This window comes from Nocardioides sp. (genome assembly GCF_964228225.1).
Taxonomy (GTDB): domain Bacteria; phylum Actinomycetota; class Actinomycetes; order Propionibacteriales; family Nocardioidaceae; genus Nocardioides.
Window position 1 is genome coordinate 1 of sequence record NZ_CAXQZB010000076.1, and the last position, 14,466, is coordinate 14,466.

13 protein-coding genes are annotated in these 14,466 nt (G+C 73.7%); 9 read left to right on the forward strand and 4 right to left on the reverse strand.

Features of this window, described 5'->3' with window-relative positions; all coding sequences use genetic code 11:
• The first annotated feature begins 53 nt into the window (after positions 1-53).
• The gene (locus tag ACERUJ_RS17410; RefSeq protein ID WP_370250142.1) at positions 54-1,160 is read left to right on the forward strand and encodes a DUF475 domain-containing protein; all 1,107 of its coding nucleotides are present in this window, start codon (positions 54-56) and stop codon (positions 1,158-1,160) included.
• 88 nt (positions 1,161-1,248) lie between these two features.
• On the opposite strand, the gene ACERUJ_RS17415 is transcribed toward ACERUJ_RS17410, so the two are convergent.
• Both ACERUJ_RS17415 and ACERUJ_RS17420 read right to left on the reverse strand, forming a co-directional pair.
• The gene (locus ACERUJ_RS17415) at positions 1,249-2,052 is read right to left on the reverse strand and encodes a dimethylarginine dimethylaminohydrolase family protein (RefSeq protein ID WP_370250143.1); all 804 of its coding nucleotides are present in this window, start codon (positions 2,050-2,052) and stop codon (positions 1,249-1,251) included.
• Between the two features lie 62 nt (positions 2,053-2,114).
• Complete coding sequence (locus tag ACERUJ_RS17420) at positions 2,115-2,975, reverse strand: HNH endonuclease family protein (RefSeq protein WP_370250144.1); 861 nt, start codon at positions 2,973-2,975, stop codon at positions 2,115-2,117.
• A 21-nt stretch (positions 2,976-2,996) separates the two neighbouring features.
• Between ACERUJ_RS17420 and ACERUJ_RS17425 the strand changes: the two genes are divergently transcribed.
• The gene (locus ACERUJ_RS17425) at positions 2,997-4,268 is read left to right on the forward strand and encodes a hypothetical protein (protein WP_370250145.1); all 1,272 of its coding nucleotides are present in this window, start codon (positions 2,997-2,999) and stop codon (positions 4,266-4,268) included.
• Here the strand turns inward: ACERUJ_RS17425 and ACERUJ_RS17430 are convergent.
• On the reverse strand, positions 4,258-4,833 hold the full coding sequence (locus ACERUJ_RS17430) for a TerD family protein (protein ID WP_370250146.1): 576 nt from the start codon (positions 4,831-4,833) through the stop codon (positions 4,258-4,260). The two genes, ACERUJ_RS17425 and ACERUJ_RS17430, sit on opposite strands and share 11 nt — an antisense overlap.
• 209 nt (positions 4,834-5,042) lie before the next feature.
• Between ACERUJ_RS17430 and ACERUJ_RS17435 the strand changes: the two genes are divergently transcribed.
• The 7 genes from ACERUJ_RS17435 (at position 5,043) to ACERUJ_RS17465 (ending at position 13,901) form a co-directional block, all read left to right on the forward strand.
• Positions 5,043-6,206, forward strand: coding sequence for an HpcH/HpaI aldolase/citrate lyase family protein (locus tag ACERUJ_RS17435; RefSeq protein ID WP_370250147.1), 1,164 nt, complete (start codon positions 5,043-5,045; stop codon positions 6,204-6,206).
• Positions 6,203-7,501: a phosphoribosyltransferase domain-containing protein gene (locus tag ACERUJ_RS17440; RefSeq protein WP_370250148.1), complete on the forward strand. Its 1,299-nt coding sequence runs from the start codon at positions 6,203-6,205 to the stop codon at positions 7,499-7,501. Before ACERUJ_RS17435 ends, ACERUJ_RS17440 begins: the two co-directional genes overlap by 4 nt.
• A complete protein-coding gene (locus ACERUJ_RS17445) occupies positions 7,498-8,649 on the forward strand; it encodes a cysteine protease StiP family protein (protein ID WP_370250149.1) in 1,152 nt (383 codons plus the stop codon). Before ACERUJ_RS17440 ends, ACERUJ_RS17445 begins: the two co-directional genes overlap by 4 nt.
• On the forward strand, positions 8,646-9,485 hold the full coding sequence (locus tag ACERUJ_RS17450) for a hypothetical protein (RefSeq protein WP_370250151.1): 840 nt from the start codon (positions 8,646-8,648) through the stop codon (positions 9,483-9,485). The genes ACERUJ_RS17445 and ACERUJ_RS17450 overlap by 4 nt, the downstream gene beginning before the upstream one ends.
• A gap of 165 nt (positions 9,486-9,650) precedes the next feature.
• Entirely contained in the window at positions 9,651-9,926 is a 276-nt protein-coding gene (gene rpsO / locus ACERUJ_RS17455; RefSeq protein ID WP_370250152.1) for a 30S ribosomal protein S15, read from the forward strand.
• 320 nt (positions 9,927-10,246) lie between these two features.
• Complete coding sequence (locus ACERUJ_RS17460) at positions 10,247-12,463, forward strand: polyribonucleotide nucleotidyltransferase (RefSeq protein WP_370250153.1); 2,217 nt, start codon at positions 10,247-10,249, stop codon at positions 12,461-12,463.
• A 115-nt stretch (positions 12,464-12,578) separates the two neighbouring features.
• On the forward strand, positions 12,579-13,901 hold the full coding sequence (locus ACERUJ_RS17465; protein WP_370250154.1) for a M16 family metallopeptidase: 1,323 nt from the start codon (positions 12,579-12,581) through the stop codon (positions 13,899-13,901).
• A gap of 21 nt (positions 13,902-13,922) precedes the next feature.
• Here the strand turns inward: ACERUJ_RS17465 and ACERUJ_RS17470 are convergent, their stop codons facing one another.
• Positions 13,923-14,441 carry a trans-aconitate 2-methyltransferase gene (locus ACERUJ_RS17470; RefSeq protein ID WP_370250155.1) on the reverse strand — a complete coding sequence of 173 codons (519 nt, stop codon included), beginning with the start codon at positions 14,439-14,441 and terminating at the stop codon, positions 13,923-13,925.
• Positions 14,442-14,466: the final 25 nt, after the last annotated feature.

Sequence of the window (14,466 nt, forward strand, 5' to 3'; positions counted from 1 at the left end):
GGCCCGCAGCAGCGGGCCCGCCGTCCCATGTCGGACCAGCAGAGAGACAGTCAGTGGAGCTCATCAAGACCCTGCGGTGGTCGTTCCTCATCACGATCATCGGCCTCACCGCCGCCTTCTTCTATGGCGGCGCGACCGGCCTGGCGATCACCGCCATCCTCATCGTGCTCGAAGTGTCGCTGTCCTTCGACAACGCGGTGGTCAACGCCAAGGTCCTGGTCCGGATGTCGGAGTTCTGGGTCAAGATCTTCCTCACCGTCGGCATCCTCATCGCCGTCTTCGGCATGCGGCTGCTCTTCCCGCTGGTGGTCGTCTTCGTGACCGCCGACCTCAGCCCGGTCGACGCCTGGCAGCTGGCACTGGAGAAGGGCGACCCCGAGACCCCGGGCACCTACGGCTACATCCTCGACCAGGCCCACCCCTCGATCGCGGCCTTCGGCGGCATGTTCCTGCTCATGATCTTCCTCGACTTCATCTTCGACGAGGAGAAGGAGCACCACTGGATCGCGCCGGTCGAGAAGGCCTTCGCCAAGGCCGCGGCCTTCCCGGCCATCGCGCCGATGGTCGCGCTGGTCACCCTGTTCGCCTTCTCCACCGTGTTCTCCGACCACCGCGAGGACATGCTCTACGCCGGCGTCATCGGCATGGCCGTCTACCTGCTCGTCGGCGGGCTGGGCGACTTCTTCGACGGCGGGCTCGAGGACGAGGACGACGACCCCGACGAGCTCGCGGTCGACAAGATCGCCCGCACCACCGCCGCGGGCGAGGTCGCCAAGGCCACCGGCAAGGCGGCCTTCTCGCTGTTCCTCTACCTCGAGCTGCTCGACGCCAGCTTCAGCTTCGACGGCGTGATCGGTGCGTTCGCGATCACCTCCGACCCGATCATCATCGCGATCGGTCTGGGCGTGGGCGCCTTCTACGTCCGCTCGATCACCATCTACCTGGTCAACCAGGGCACGCTGAGCGAGTACGTCTTCCTCGAGCACGGCGCCCACTGGGCGATCGCCGCGCTGGCCTTCCTGCTGCTCTTCTCGGTCGAGCACCACGTGCCCGAGGTCGTCACCGGCCTCATCGGCGTCGGGTTCATCATCGTCGCGGTGCTCTCCAGCCTGCGCTACAACAAGACCCACGCCGACGAGGAGCACGTCGTCCACGTGTAGCCCCGGCACCACCCGGCACCACCCAGCACCACCCAGCACCACCCAGCGACGCACCGTCGGGACCGGATCCCGACGGTGCGTCGTCGTGTCAGCGGTGCCAGCGCAGCGACATGCAGGACAGGCCGGCGTCGATGAGGCCGATCTGCTCGGTCGGCACCGGCACCACGGTGTAGCCGCGGGTCGCCAGCAGGTCGGCGGTGCGCGGGAACTGCGCGCCGAGCAGCACGACGTCGTTGACGCGCAGGGCGTTGGCGGCCGCCTCCTCGCCGTCGGGCACGATCACCTGGCGGAAGCGGCCGAACACCCCGGAGGACGCCAGCCGCCGTGTCGAGAGCACCGTCTCCTCGTCGAGCAGCGAGCAGTCGGTCTTGAAGTGCAGCACCCCCGCCGGGGTCTCCGCGACCTCCCCCACCAGCCCGAGGTCGGCCAGCAGCCGCACGAGCGCCTGCGCGCCGGTGCGGTCGGTGCGGGCGGAGAGCCCGATGATCACCGCCTCGGCGGTGGTCAGCACGTCGCCGCCGTCGACGTGGCCGTCGTCGGGTCCGGTGGGCAGGGCGAGCACCCGCGGGAAGTGCTGCTCGAGCACCGGCGCGATCAGGGCGGCCTCGCCGAGCCGCGACGGCGCCCCGGGACGCAGCACGACCGCTCCCGCGGTGAAGACCAGCGCCGGGTCCTCCACGAACATCGAGTCGGGGAACTCCTCGGCCGCCGGCAGGACCGTCACGCTCACCCCGGCCTGCTCGAGGGCCGCGCGGTAGGCCGCGTGCTCGGCCCGCAGCCCGTCCACCGACGGGTCGCCCCGGTCGTCGGCGCGCAGTCCGTGCACGGCGCTGAGCGCGGGCGTCCGGGTGAGGGCGTCGGTGAAGCGGTAGGGCGGGTGCGGGCTGGCCATGGCGGCTCCTTCGGGACGCGGAGGGCCCACCGTAGCCGGGCCGGTCGGTCCGGCGGCCGGGGTCAGCAGTCCGTGCGGGCCACGGCGCGCACCACCCGGCGGTCGGCCCGGGTGATCGCGAGCCGGTAGGTCGTCGCCACGCGCAGGTAGCGCTGCACGTACTCGCAGCGGAACGCCTCCCGGGGCGGCAGCCAGTCCGCCGGGGTGCCGTCGCCCTTGGAGAGGTTGGCCGTCGCCGAGACGGCCAGCAGCTCCACGTCGACGTCGTTGGCGAACCGCGCCCGTCGCGCGGGTGTCCACCGGGCGGCCCCGAGGTCCCAGGCGGCCGCGAGGGGGAACAGGTGGTCGACGTGGATGCGGCTGCTCTCGGTGGCGTAGTCCATCCGCACCCCGGTGTAGGGGTCGCGCAGCCGGCCCGCGACGACGTCGCACTCGGGACTGGTGTCGCTGAACCGGACGCCGCGCAGGTCGCGGGCCAGCACGTCGTTGCGGGTGTCGCAGCCGTCGCGGCCCTGGGGTGCGGAGGTGTCGTCGCTCCACTCGGTGCCGAACACGCAGCCGTCGCCGGGCCCGCAGTCGCGGTCGTAGCCCGGCACGTCGGGCCGCCGGGGCACCACGCGCACCCGGGCGAGCAGGGCCCGGACGTCCCGCGCAGCCGCGGGGGTCGTCTCGGGGGCCGCCTCCGGTGTGCGGCGGGGCGAGGGCGTGCGGGCGGGGGCCTCCGGGCGCGCGGTCGCGGCCCCGCCCGCGGCGCCGGGGGTGGTCGCCGTGCCGGCCCGGGCGGCGGGGGAGCCCGCCGACGTGCCCCCGGTCCCACCCGCGCAGGCCGGGACCGTGAGGAGCAGCGCGGCGAGCAGGACGGCGCGCGCCCAGGGGCGGGCCGGGGTGCGGGCGGGGTCCGGGGGAGGCGGTGGCAGGCTCATCGAGCGGCCTAGACTAGCGGGGTGGCTCCTCGTGTCCCGGACTCCGTGCGCGAGGCGGCCCAGAGCGCGCGGGACCGGCTGCAGGAGGCGTTCCGGCGGGCGGACTTCGCCCAGCGCAACGTCGAGGCGATGGTCGGGTCGTACACCGCCTACCTGCCCGAACGGGCCGCCCGCAACGGGCTGCCTGCGCGCTTCGCCGAGATCGACGCGCGCGTGACCGCACTGGTCCAGCACTACCTCGCCGTCCTCGACCGGTTCCCCCTGGCCGACCTCGACCGCTCCCGCGAGCTGCGCGAGGCCCAGGACGCCTTCGTGGCCGTGGCCGCGCAGCTGGAGGCCGCCGCCGACGAGCTCGACCGCTTCGCGGTGGACCACGACGCCGAGCTCACGCGGATCGGGGAGCAGGTCGCCCGCGCCCGCGGGCTGCGCACCGAGGGCGAGCAGGCGGTCCGCGCGATCGCGGACGCCGCCGACCGGCTGCGGGACGCCGGACTCGACGCGGCCCTGCCCGAGCTGCGCGAGCTGCTCGCCGGCGGCCGTGCCTCCGCGCGCCGGGTCGCGGACTGGACCCCCGCGGTCGGGATCGACACCCTGGCGGCGGCCGTGGCCGAGCTCCGGGTGGTGGCCGCCCGCGCGAGCGCCCTGGCCGAGGAGCTCCCGGCGAAGGTCGCCCAGGCCCGCCAGCGCCGGGCCTCACTGGCCACGCGCGTGGAGGCCGTGACCTCGCGCCGCGACCGCGCGGCGGCCGACCTCGCCACGCTGCGCCGCGAGTACAGCCTCGGCAACTGGCGCGACGTCGACGGCGTGGAGGAGCGCAGCGAGATCGAGCTCGTGCGCGCCCGCACGGCCCTGCACGAGGTCGACACGCTCCTGGCGGCGACCTCGGTGGACTGGACCCGGGTGCTCGGCCTGCTGGAGGCGGCCCGCGAGGCGCTGGGGCGTGCCGACGCCGTCGTCGACGCCCCCGGGGAGCGGCTGCGCGAGCTCCGCGCGTTCCGCGAGGACCCCGAGGCGGTGTTCGCGCGGGGCCGGTTCGCGCTGCGCGACGCCCAGATGCTGGTGGTCCACACTCCGCGCCGGGGTGCGGAGTCGGTGGCCGGGGCGCGCGACGCCCTCGCCCGGCGCCTCGACGCCGCGCGGAGCACGCTGCGCACCGTGCACCCCGACTACCGCGCCGCGCTGGTGGAGGTCGCGGCGATCCAGGACGACGTCAAGGCGCAGGTCGCCCGGTTCCGGGCGCTGCCGCCGGCCGGAGGGCGGCGGCAGCCCGGGGCGCGTGGCGTCAGAGGCTGACGCCGTAGTCGGTGATGATGCCGACCAGGCCGGAGGCGTAGCCCTGGCCGATGGCGCGGAACTTCCACTCCGCGGCGTTGCGGTACAGCTCCCCGAAGACCATCGCGGTCTCGGTGGAGGCGTCCTCGGAGAGGTCGTAGCGCGCCAGCTCCTCGTTCGTCGCGGTGTCGACCACGCGGATGTAGGCGTTGGACACCTGGCCGAAGCTCTGGCCGCGGCTCTCGGCCTCGTGGATCGTCACCGAGAAGACGATCTTGTCGGTCTGGGGCGTCAGCTGCGACAGGTCCACCTCGATCGTCTCGTCGTCGCCCGCCGCCGCGCCGTCGCGGATGTCGCCCTTGTGGCGCACGGTGCCCTCGGGGGAGGTGAGGTTGTTGTAGAAGATGAAGTGCTGGTCGGTGAGGACCTTGCCGGCGGCGTCGCACACCAGGGCGCTGGCGTCGAGGTCGAAGTCGGCGCCGGTGGTGGTGCGGGCGTCCCAGCCCAGACCGACGCGCACGGACTGCAGGGACGGGGCGATCTTGGTGAGGCTGACGTTGCCGCCCTTGGAGAGGGACACGGGCACGAGGGGCTCCTGGGGGTCTGCGCGGGATCGCGGGGTGGGGGCGGTCCGGACGGTCCGCTCGGGGACGACGTTAACCACGGGGAGGTTTAGTCGAAACCTGATCTGCCTATCCTGGCCGCGACCGCCGCACACCATCGCGCGCGGCCGCCCCCGGTCCTCGCCACCGCGACGACCGGCCCGAGGACCCATCTGTGAGGGAGGAGGAGTCGATGAGGCACTTCCACCAGCTCGACGCCACCGATCGTGCGCGCCTGTTCTTCCGTGCTCCGCAGGAGCTGCACCGCGACGATCCGCTCGAGCGGCTCAGCCAGGCCCTCGGCGCCACCCTCTACGTCCCCGCCACCCGCCGGGACATCGTCGCCGACCTGCTCCGCATGCGTGACCAGGGCGTGGTCAGCACGGTCGTGTGCCTCGAGGACGCCATCCCCGACGGCGCCGTCGAGCAGGCCGTCCCGCACGTCGCCGAGCAGCTGGGCCGCCTGGCCGGTCGCACCGACCTGCCGCTGATCTTCGTGCGGGTGCGCGAGCCCGAGCAGGTCGGGCGCCTGGTCGACCTGATGGGGGAGCAGGCGGGCGTCATCGACGGCTTCGTGCTGCCCAAGTTCTCCAGCGTCCGGGGCGCGGAGTACCTCGACGCCGTCGCCGAGGCCGAGTCCGTCGTCGGGCGCCGGCTGCTGGTGATGCCGGTGATCGAGACCCCCGAGGTGATGTACCGCGAGTCGCGGCTGCCCGAGCTGGAGGAGATCCGCTCGCTGCTGCACAAGCACGAGCAGCGGGTGCTGGCGGTGCGGATCGGCGCCACCGACCTCGCCTCGGTCTTCGCGCTGCGCCGGCCCCGCGACCTCACGATGTACGACGTCCGCCTGGTCGCCGGCACCGTCACCGACATCGTCAACGTGCTCGGCCGCCCCGGCAGCGGCTTCCCCGTCACCGGTCCGGTGTGGGAGTACTTCACCGCCCCCGACCGTCTCTTCAAGCCCCAGCTGCGCGAGTCGCCCTTCGGCCCCGACGACCGCGAGCTGCGCGCCCGCCTGCTGGCCCGCGACCTCGACGGCCTGATCCGCGAGGTCCTGCTCGACCGCGCCAACGGCCTGGTCGGCAAGACCGTCATCCACCCCAGCCACGTGCCGGTCGTCCACGCCCTGTCCGTGGTCAGCCACGAGGAGTACGACGACGCCCTCGGCGTCCTCGCCACCCACGAGGGCGGCGGCGGGGTGTCGCGCTCGGCCTACCGCAACAAGATGAACGAGGCCAACCCCCACCGGGCCTGGGCCGAGCGGCTGCTCATCCGGGCCGACGCGTTCGGCGTCGCGGCCCCCGAGATCGGCTTCGTGGACCTCCTGGCCGCCTGCCAGGTCGAGTCGCTGCTGTGACCTCGGTCCTCCCCGCCGACGGCCGGCAGCAGGGGGAGCGGACCTGGGACGGCGCGTGGGTCACTCGCCACGCCGGGCTCGAGCTGCGGTCCGCCGACCCGTCGGCCGCGCCCGGTCTCGACGGGCTGGTCGGCCTCGCGCTGCGTCGCAACCCGCGCCGGTTGCACCTGGTCGTCTCCCACGTGCTGGCCAAGCACGTGCCCGTGCCGCCCGCGGTGGCCCGGGCCCGGGCCGACGAGCTCGGCGCGCGGGTCGAGCAGGTGCTGCGCGGCGCCACGCCCTCGCTGGTGCTGGGCTACGCCGAGACCGCCACGGGCCTGGGGCACCTGGTCGCCGACCGCCTCGGCGCCCGCGCCCTGCACTCCACCCGTCGTCCCGGCGGCTCGGAGCTCTCCTTCGAGGAGGAGCACAGTCACGCCACGACCCACCGCATCCAGCCCGCCGACCCCGGCTGGCTCGACGCCCCCGGCCCGGTGGTGCTCGTGGACGACGAGCTCACCACCGGCACCACGCTGCTCAACACCGTGCGCGCGCTGCACGCCCGCCGCCCGCGCGCCGAGTACGTCGTGGCCGCGCTGGTGGACCTGCGGCCCGCGTCGGCGCGCGGTCGGGTGGCGGAGGTCGCCGCCGAGCTCGGCACCCGCATCGACGTCGTCGCCCTCGCCGACGGCGAGGTGGCGGTGCACGAACTGCCCGACGCCGCCGCCCGCGCGCTGCTCGACGCCGCGCCCCCCGTGCCCGCGCCGCCGGCGGCGCAGGCCGGGGCCGACGGGTCCGACGGGGACGCCGAGACCGTGGTCGAGGTGCCCTGGCCGGCGGATGTCCCCGACGGCGGGCGCCACGGGCTCGAGCCCGACGACGCCCGCTTCGCCGCGGCCGTCCGCACGGCCGCCGCGGCGCTGGCGCCCCACCTCGCGGGACGGGTGCACGTGCTCGGCACCGAGGAGCTGATGTACGCCCCCCACCGGATCGCGGAGGTGCTGGCCGAACAGGGCCACCCGGTCACCGTGTCGAGCACGACCCGCAGCCCCGTGATCGTGCACGACGATCCCGGCTACGCCGTGCGCCACGGCGTCTGCTTCGCCGCCCACGACGGCGTGGACCCCGAGGCGCCCCGCTTCGCCTACAACCTCGCCACGGTGCCCGATCTCGCCACCCTGGTCGTGGTGCTCGACGCCGGCACCCCGCTCGGCGGGGCGGCGAGCCTGCGCGCCGCGCTGCGCGGGGTGGCACCGCGCCTGGTCGTGCTGCACCTCACCGAACCCACCGGCCCGCGCTCCGAGGAGGACGCATGACCGCCCTCGCCCCGCTGCCCCCCACCGGGCCCGAGCCGCTGGTGGGACCCGACTTCGGGTCCTACTCCGCCACCGACGTCCGCTGGCTGCTCACCGACCTCTCCCACGCCGACCTCGAGGCCCCGGTGGCCGAGCGCGAGGCCGCCATCCAGTCCGGCCGCGCACACTACGCGGAGTCCCTGCCGGTGGAGTTCCAGCCCGACGCCGCCTACACCGAGCTGTTCCACCGGGCCCTGGCCGAGCAGGGTCGCCGCGTCGCGCTCGCGACCGTCGCCCTGCTCCACCAGATCCGCGCCCGGCGGGGCGACGACGCCGTGCTGGTCTCCCTGGCCCGGGCCGGCACGCCCGTCGGGATCCTGCTGCGCCGCTACGCCGCCACCCTGGGCTGGGACCTGCCGCACTACACGATGTCCATCGTGCGCGGGCGCGGCATCGACGTCGTCGCCCTGGAGCACCTGGTGGCCCGGCACGACCCCGCCGACCTGGTGTTCGTCGACGGCTGGACCGGCAAGGGGGCGATCACCCGCGAGCTCGCGGCCGCCGTCACGGCCCTCAACGCCGAGCGCGGCTGGCGTCTCGACCCGACCCTCGCGGTCCTGGCCGACCCCGGCGCCACCACCGACCTCCACGGCACCCGCGACGACTTCCTCATCCCCTCCGCCTGCCTGAACTCCACGGTCTCGGGGCTGGTCTCGCGCACCGTCCTCAACGACCGGCTGCTGCGTCCGGGCCAGTTCCACGGCGCCAAGTACTACGCCGAGCTCGCCGACGTCGACCTCTCGCGCCACTACCTCGAGGCGGTCTCGGCCCACTTCGACGACGTCGCGGCCGCGGGGGAGCAGGAGGCCCAGCGGCTGCTCGCCGCCGACCGGACGCCGACGTGGTCGGGGTGGCGGGCCGTGGAGGAGATCGCCGCCCGCCACGGCATCGACGACCTCCACCTCGTGAAGCCGGGCGTGGGCGAGACCACGCGGGTCCTGCTGCGCCGCGTACCGTGGCAGGTGCTCGTGCGGCCCGACCGCCGCGACGACCTCGCCCACGTGGCGTTGCTCGCCGAGCAGCGCGGGGTGCCGCTCGTGGAGGTGCCCGACCTCGCGTTCTCCTGCGTCGGGCTCATCCAGCCCGGCCTCGCCCGATCCGAAGGATGACCGTGCTCGCCTCCGACCTCGACCGCACCCTGGTGTGGTCGCACCGCCGCCTGGTCGCCCCCGGCGCGGCCCCGATGACCGCGGACGAGGTCGCCGACCTCGTCTGCGTCGAGGAGCTGCAGGGCGAGCCCTGGGCCTTCGTCACCCGCCGTGCGTGGGAGGCCATCGAGGCCCTGGCGGCCTCCGGCCTGCTCGTGCCGGTCACCACCCGCACCCCCGCGCAGGCGCTGCGGTTGCGTCTCCCGCGCTTCCGTCACCTGCTGTGCCTCAACGGCGGGGTGCTGCTCGTCGACGGCGAGCCGGACCCCGAGCACGCCGCGCTCACCGCCGCGGCGGTGGCGCAGGTGACCCCGCTCGCCGCCGTGCTCGCGCACCGCACCGGTCCCGACGGGCTCGCGCAGGCCCCGCACGTGCGCGGCGTCCGCGAGGCCGACGGCACGTTCCTGTACCTGCTGCTCACCGGCGACCCCGTGCCGGCCGACTGGGCGGCCGGGCTCGCTGCGCTGGCCGACGACGTCGACTGGACCCTCGCCCTGGAGCAGACCAAGGCCTACCTCGTGCCGCGCCCGCTCACCAAGCAGGCCGGGGTGGACCGGCTCCTGGCCCGCACCGGTGGTCGGCTCGTGGCCGCGGCCGGCGACTCCGTGCTCGACCGGCCGATGCTGGAGGCCGCCGATCACGCCCTCGTCCCGCGGCACAGCTACCTCGCCGACCGGGACTGGTCCGGGGCCCTCACCGCCACCTCCGGCGTCGCGGCGGGGGAGGAGATCGCGCGCTGGTTCCTCGCCCTGGGCGGTCTGGACGAGCAGCCGGTGCCCGCGTTGGCCGGTCGCTGATTTCCTCCCGCCGTCCCTGCGCCGCTACGGTGGGACGTCGATCACCCGGCGTGCGCCGGAGGATCACGAACCTCGTCTGATCGCCGTGCAACGGCCGCGGATCCGAAGAGCCCGGGAGAACAGGCCCCGGCGCGCCGCGCAGCGAACGAACCCGAAGGAGTCGCCATGTCGGTCGGTACTGATGCCGCCACCAAGGCCAAGATCATCGCCGAGTACGCCACGACCCCCGGTGACACCGGGTCGCCCGAGGTGCAGATCGCGCTGCTGAGCCACCGCATCGCCCACCTCACCGAGCACCTCAAGCAGCACAAGCACGACCACCACAGCCGTCGTGGTCTGCTGCTGCTCGTCGGCCAGCGCCGGCGCCTGCTGAACTACCTGCGCAAGACCGAGATCGAGCGCTACCGCTCGATCGTCGAGCGCCTCGGCCTGCGCCGCTGACACGACGCGAAGGGATCCACCGCCCGGTGGGTCCCTTCGTGGCTTCCGGGGTCACGCCGCCCGGGGCGGTATCGTCGCCCTCGGGAGCAGCCCTGCCGGCAGCCCCACCCACAACTGCATACCGACACCATCAGAAGCGATCCGCGCGTACCGCCCGGTCCTCGGTAGTGGCTCTCAGGACCCGCCCCCGCGCGGAGCGCCTGCGGGCCTCGATCGAAGACCGGCCCCGGGACCACAGATGCCGGGCCCAGCGGCCCGCCCCGGGCGACCTCGTCGCGGACACTGATCGCGGATCGACTTCGCGCACCAGAAAGTACGACGTGACCGAACCTGTCATCTCCGCCGTGGAGACCGTCATCGACAACGGCTCCTTCGGCACCCGCACCATCAAGTTCGAGACCGGGCTCCTCGCCCGCCAGGCCGCCGGCTCGGTGACCGCCTACCTCGACGACGACACCATGCTGCTCTCGGCCACCACGGCCGGCAAGCACCCCAAGGACCACTTCGACTTCTTCCCCCTCACGATCGACGTCGAGGAGCGGATGTACGCCGTGGGCCAGATCCCCGGCTCGTTCTTCCGCAGCGAGGGTCGTCCCGGCGAGGACGCCATCCTCACCTGCCGCCTCATCGACCGGCCGCTGCGCCCCACGTTCAAGAAGGGCCTGCGCAACGAGGTCCAGGTCGTCATCACCGTGATGGCGCTCGACCCCGACCAGCCCTACGACGTGCTGGCGATCAACGCCGCGTCGCTGTCCACCCAGCTCTCCGGCCTGCCGTTCTCCGGCCCCGTCGGCGGTGTCCGCGTGGCCCTGATCGACGGTCAGTGGGTGGCGTTCCCGACCCACAGCCAGCTCGAGGACGCCGTCTTCGACATGGTCGTGGCCGGTCGGGTGACCGACACCGGCGACGTCGCGATCATGATGGTCGAGGCCGAGGCCACCGAGCAGACCTGGGACCTGGTCACCAAGCAGGGCAAGCAGGCCCCCACCGAGGAGGTCGTGGCCGGCGGTCTCGACGCCGCCAAGCCCTTCATCAAGCAGCTCTGCGAGGCCCAGGCCGAGCTCGCCCGCACCTCGGCCAAGCCGGTGCAGGACTTCCCGGTGTTCCTCGACTACGAGGACGACGTCTACGTCGCCGTCGAGGCCGCCACCAAGGCCGACCTCGTCGCCGCCATGACGATCGCGGACAAGCAGGAGCGGGAGAACCGCACCGACGAGATCAAGGCGGGCCTGCTCGACTCCCTCGCCGGCCAGTTCGAGGGCCGCGAGAAGGAGATCGGTGCGGCGTTCCGCTCGGTCAACAAGCAGGTCGTGCGCGAGCGCGTGCTGCGCGACCAGGTGCGTATCGACGGCCGCGGCCTGGCCGACATCCGGCCGCTGCACGCCGAGGTCGGCGTGCTGCCCCGCGTGCACGGCTCGGCGCTGTTCGAGCGCGGCGAGACCCAGATCCTGGGCGTCACCACGCTGAACATGCTCACCCTGGAGCAGAAGCTCGACACGCTCTCCCCGGAGAAGACGCGTCGCTACATGCACAAGTACGTCTTCCCGCCGTTCTCCACCGGTGAGACCGGTCGCGTGGGCTCCCCCAAGCGCCGCGAGGTCGGCCACGGCGCGCTGGCGCGCCGCGCGCTGCTGCCCGTGCTGCCCACCCGCGAGGAGTTCCCCTACGCGATCCGCCAGCTCTCCGAGGCCATGGGCTCCAACGGCTCCACCTCGATGGGCTCTGTCTGCGCCTCCACCCTCTCGCTGCTCCAGGCGGGTGTGCCGCTGCGCGCCCCCGTCGCCGGCATCGCGATGGGCCTGATCTCGGGTGAGATCGACGGCGAGACCCGCTACGTCGCCCTCACCGACATCCTCGGGGCCGAGGACGCCTTCGGCGACATGGACTTCAAGGTCGCCGGCACCCCCGAGTTCGTCACCGCGCTGCAGCTGGACACCAAGCTCGACGGCATCCCCGCCGAGGTCCTCGCTGCCGCCCTCAACCAGGCCAAGGACGCCCGCATGGCGATCCTGGAGGTCATGAACGAGGAGATCAGCGTCCCGGAGGAGATGTCGGTGCACGCGCCGCGCATCATCACCGTGCGCATCCCCGTCGACAAGATCGGCGAGGTCATCGGCCCGAAGGGCAAGGTGATCAACCAGATCCAGGACGACACCGGGGCGTCGCTGTCCATCGAGGACGACGGCACGATCTACATCGGTGCCACCAACGGCGAGGCGGCCGAGGCCGCTCGGGCCGCGGTCAACGCGATCGCCAACCCGACGATGCCCGAGGTCGGCGAGCGGTACCTCGGCACCGTGGTGAAGACCACCAACTTCGGTGCCTTCGTCTCGCTCCTGCCCGGCAAGGACGGCCTGCTGCACATCACCAAGCTGCGCGCCCTCAACGGCGGCAAGCGGGTGGAGGCCGTCGAGGACGTCGTCTCGGTCGGCCAGAAGATCCAGGTCGAGATCGCCGAGGTCGACGACCGCGGCAAGCTCTCGCTGGCCCCGGTCGTCGAGGACGCCGCCGACGAGGCCGCCTCCGAGGAGGAGTGACCTCCCTGTCCTGACCCGTCGGCCCGTCACCTCGCGGTGGCGGGCCGACGGCGTTCGGGGCCGACGCCGCCCGACCGTTCCCGCCCCTGTTCCCAGCCACCGGAGAGGATGAGGTGTGATCGCACGCACCGCCGACGTCCCCGAGAGCACGACCCTCGGCTCCACCACCGACGACCTCGGCCGCACCACCTCGGTGGTGCGACGCACGACGCTGCCCTCGGGGCTGCGCATCATCACCGAGGAGAACGCCGGGGCCCGCTCGGCCACGATCGGGGTGTGGGTCGGGGTCGGCAGCCGCGACGAGACCGCCCGGCTGCACGGGGCCTCGCACTTCCTCGAGCACCTGCTCTTCAAGGGCACCCGGGAGCGCAGCGCCTGGGACATCTCGGTGGCCCTGGACGAGGTGGGCGGGGAGTTCAACGCCTTCACCGCCCAGGAGTACACCTGCTTCCACGCCCGGGTGCTGGCCGAGGACCTGCCGCTGGCGGTCGACGTCCTCGGCGACATGATCACCTCCTCGGTGATCACCGCCGACGACGTCGAGGCCGAGCGTGAGGTGATCCTCGACGAGATCGCGATGCACGACGACGACCCCGACGACGTCGTGCACCAGCTGTTCGTGGCCGGTGCCTTCGGCGCCGACACCCCGTTGGGTCGCCCGATCGCCGGCACGACCGGGTCGATCGAGGCGATGCAGCGCGACCAGATCCGCCGGTTCTACCGGCGGCACTACCGGCCCGAGCGGATGGTGATCGCCTGCGCCGGGGCGGTGGAGCACGATGCCGTCGTGGCCGGGGTGCTCGCCGCCTTCGCGCGGGCTGACTTCCTGGCCGGCACCGCGGCCCCGGTCGCGCCCCGCAGCACCGCGGCCCGCCGGGTGCGGGTGCGGCCCGGGGAGCACCGGGTGGTGCGCCCCTTCGAGCAGGTCAACCTCGTCCTCGGCGGCGAGGGACTGAGCCGGCACGACCCCGACCGCTTCGCCCTCGGCGTGCTCAACACCGCCCTGGGCGGTGGCACCTCCAGCCGGCTGTTCCAGGAGGTCCGCGAGCGTCGTGGGTTGGCCTACTCGGTCTACTCCTTCGCCAGCCACTACGCCGAGACCGGCCTGCTTGGGGTGGCCGTGGGCTGCCTGCCCGCGCGGGTCGAGGAGGTGCTGGGCGTCGTGCGCGCCGAGCTGGCCGCCGTCGCGGCCGACGGCATCACCGAGGAGGAGGTGCGCCGCGGTCAGGGCCAGCTGCGCGGCGGTCTCGTGCTGGGCCTGGAGGACTCCGCCTCGCGGATGTCGCGCTGGGGCAAGGGCGAGCTCGTGCACGGCGAGACCCTCGACGTCGACCGGCTGCTCGAGCGCATCGGGACCGTGGGTGTGGAGGACGTGCGTCGGGTGGCCGCCCGCGTGCTCACCCGGCCCAAGCTGCTCGCCGTCGTCGGCCCCCGCTGAGGACCACCCCGCCGCCCCGCGTCAGCGGCGACCGATGATGCCGACCACCGGCGGGACCTTGGTGTCGACGACCGAGACCCGGAAGCCGCCCTGGGTGAGCGCGGCGGAGGTCTGGGTGACGATGTCGGGGACCTGCTCGGGGCGGGTGGCCTCGAAGAAGAGGTAGACGGCGCCGCCGGGCACGACCCGCTCGTGCAGCAGCGCGATCTCGTCGGCGCAGTCGCGCACCCAGAAGAGGTTGACGTTGAAGGCGAAGACCTTGTGCAGCCGCTTGACCGGCACGCGCAGCGTGGCGAGGTCGATCTGGCGCACGGTGAGTCGGCCGGCCTTGATGGCGGCCTCGTTGCGGCGCTTGGTGCGGTCGACCCCGGACTCGGAGCGGTCGATGGCGAACAGCTTGCCGGTCTCGAGCCGGCTGCAGATCAGCTCCGCGGCCGCGCCGGAGCCGCACCCGATCTCCAGCACGTGATCCGCCGGCTGAGGATCCATGAAGTCCACCGCCCACCGGATGCGCGCGGGGATCTGCTGCCTGCCCACCATGTGTCCCACCCTGCCAGAACGAAGG

Bases quoted from the DNA above. Each gene is read 5' to 3' on its own strand.
- ACERUJ_RS17415 (WP_370250143.1), bottom strand. From the start codon at position 2,052: ATGGCCAGCCCGCACCCGCCCTACCGCTTCACCGACGCCCTCACCCGG.
- ACERUJ_RS17420 (WP_370250144.1), bottom strand. From the start codon at position 2,975: ATGAGCCTGCCACCGCCTCCCCCGGACCCCGCCCGCACCCCGGCCCGC.
- ACERUJ_RS17435 (WP_370250147.1), top strand. From the start codon at position 5,043: ATGAGGCACTTCCACCAGCTCGACGCCACCGATCGTGCGCGCCTGTTC.
- ACERUJ_RS17445 (WP_370250149.1), top strand. From the start codon at position 7,498: ATGACCGCCCTCGCCCCGCTGCCCCCCACCGGGCCCGAGCCGCTGGTG.
- ACERUJ_RS17450 (WP_370250151.1), top strand. From the start codon at position 8,646: ATGACCGTGCTCGCCTCCGACCTCGACCGCACCCTGGTGTGGTCGCAC.
- rpsO (WP_370250152.1), top strand. From the start codon at position 9,651: ATGTCGGTCGGTACTGATGCCGCCACCAAGGCCAAGATCATCGCCGAG.
- ACERUJ_RS17470 (WP_370250155.1), bottom strand. From the start codon at position 14,441: ATGGTGGGCAGGCAGCAGATCCCCGCGCGCATCCGGTGGGCGGTGGAC.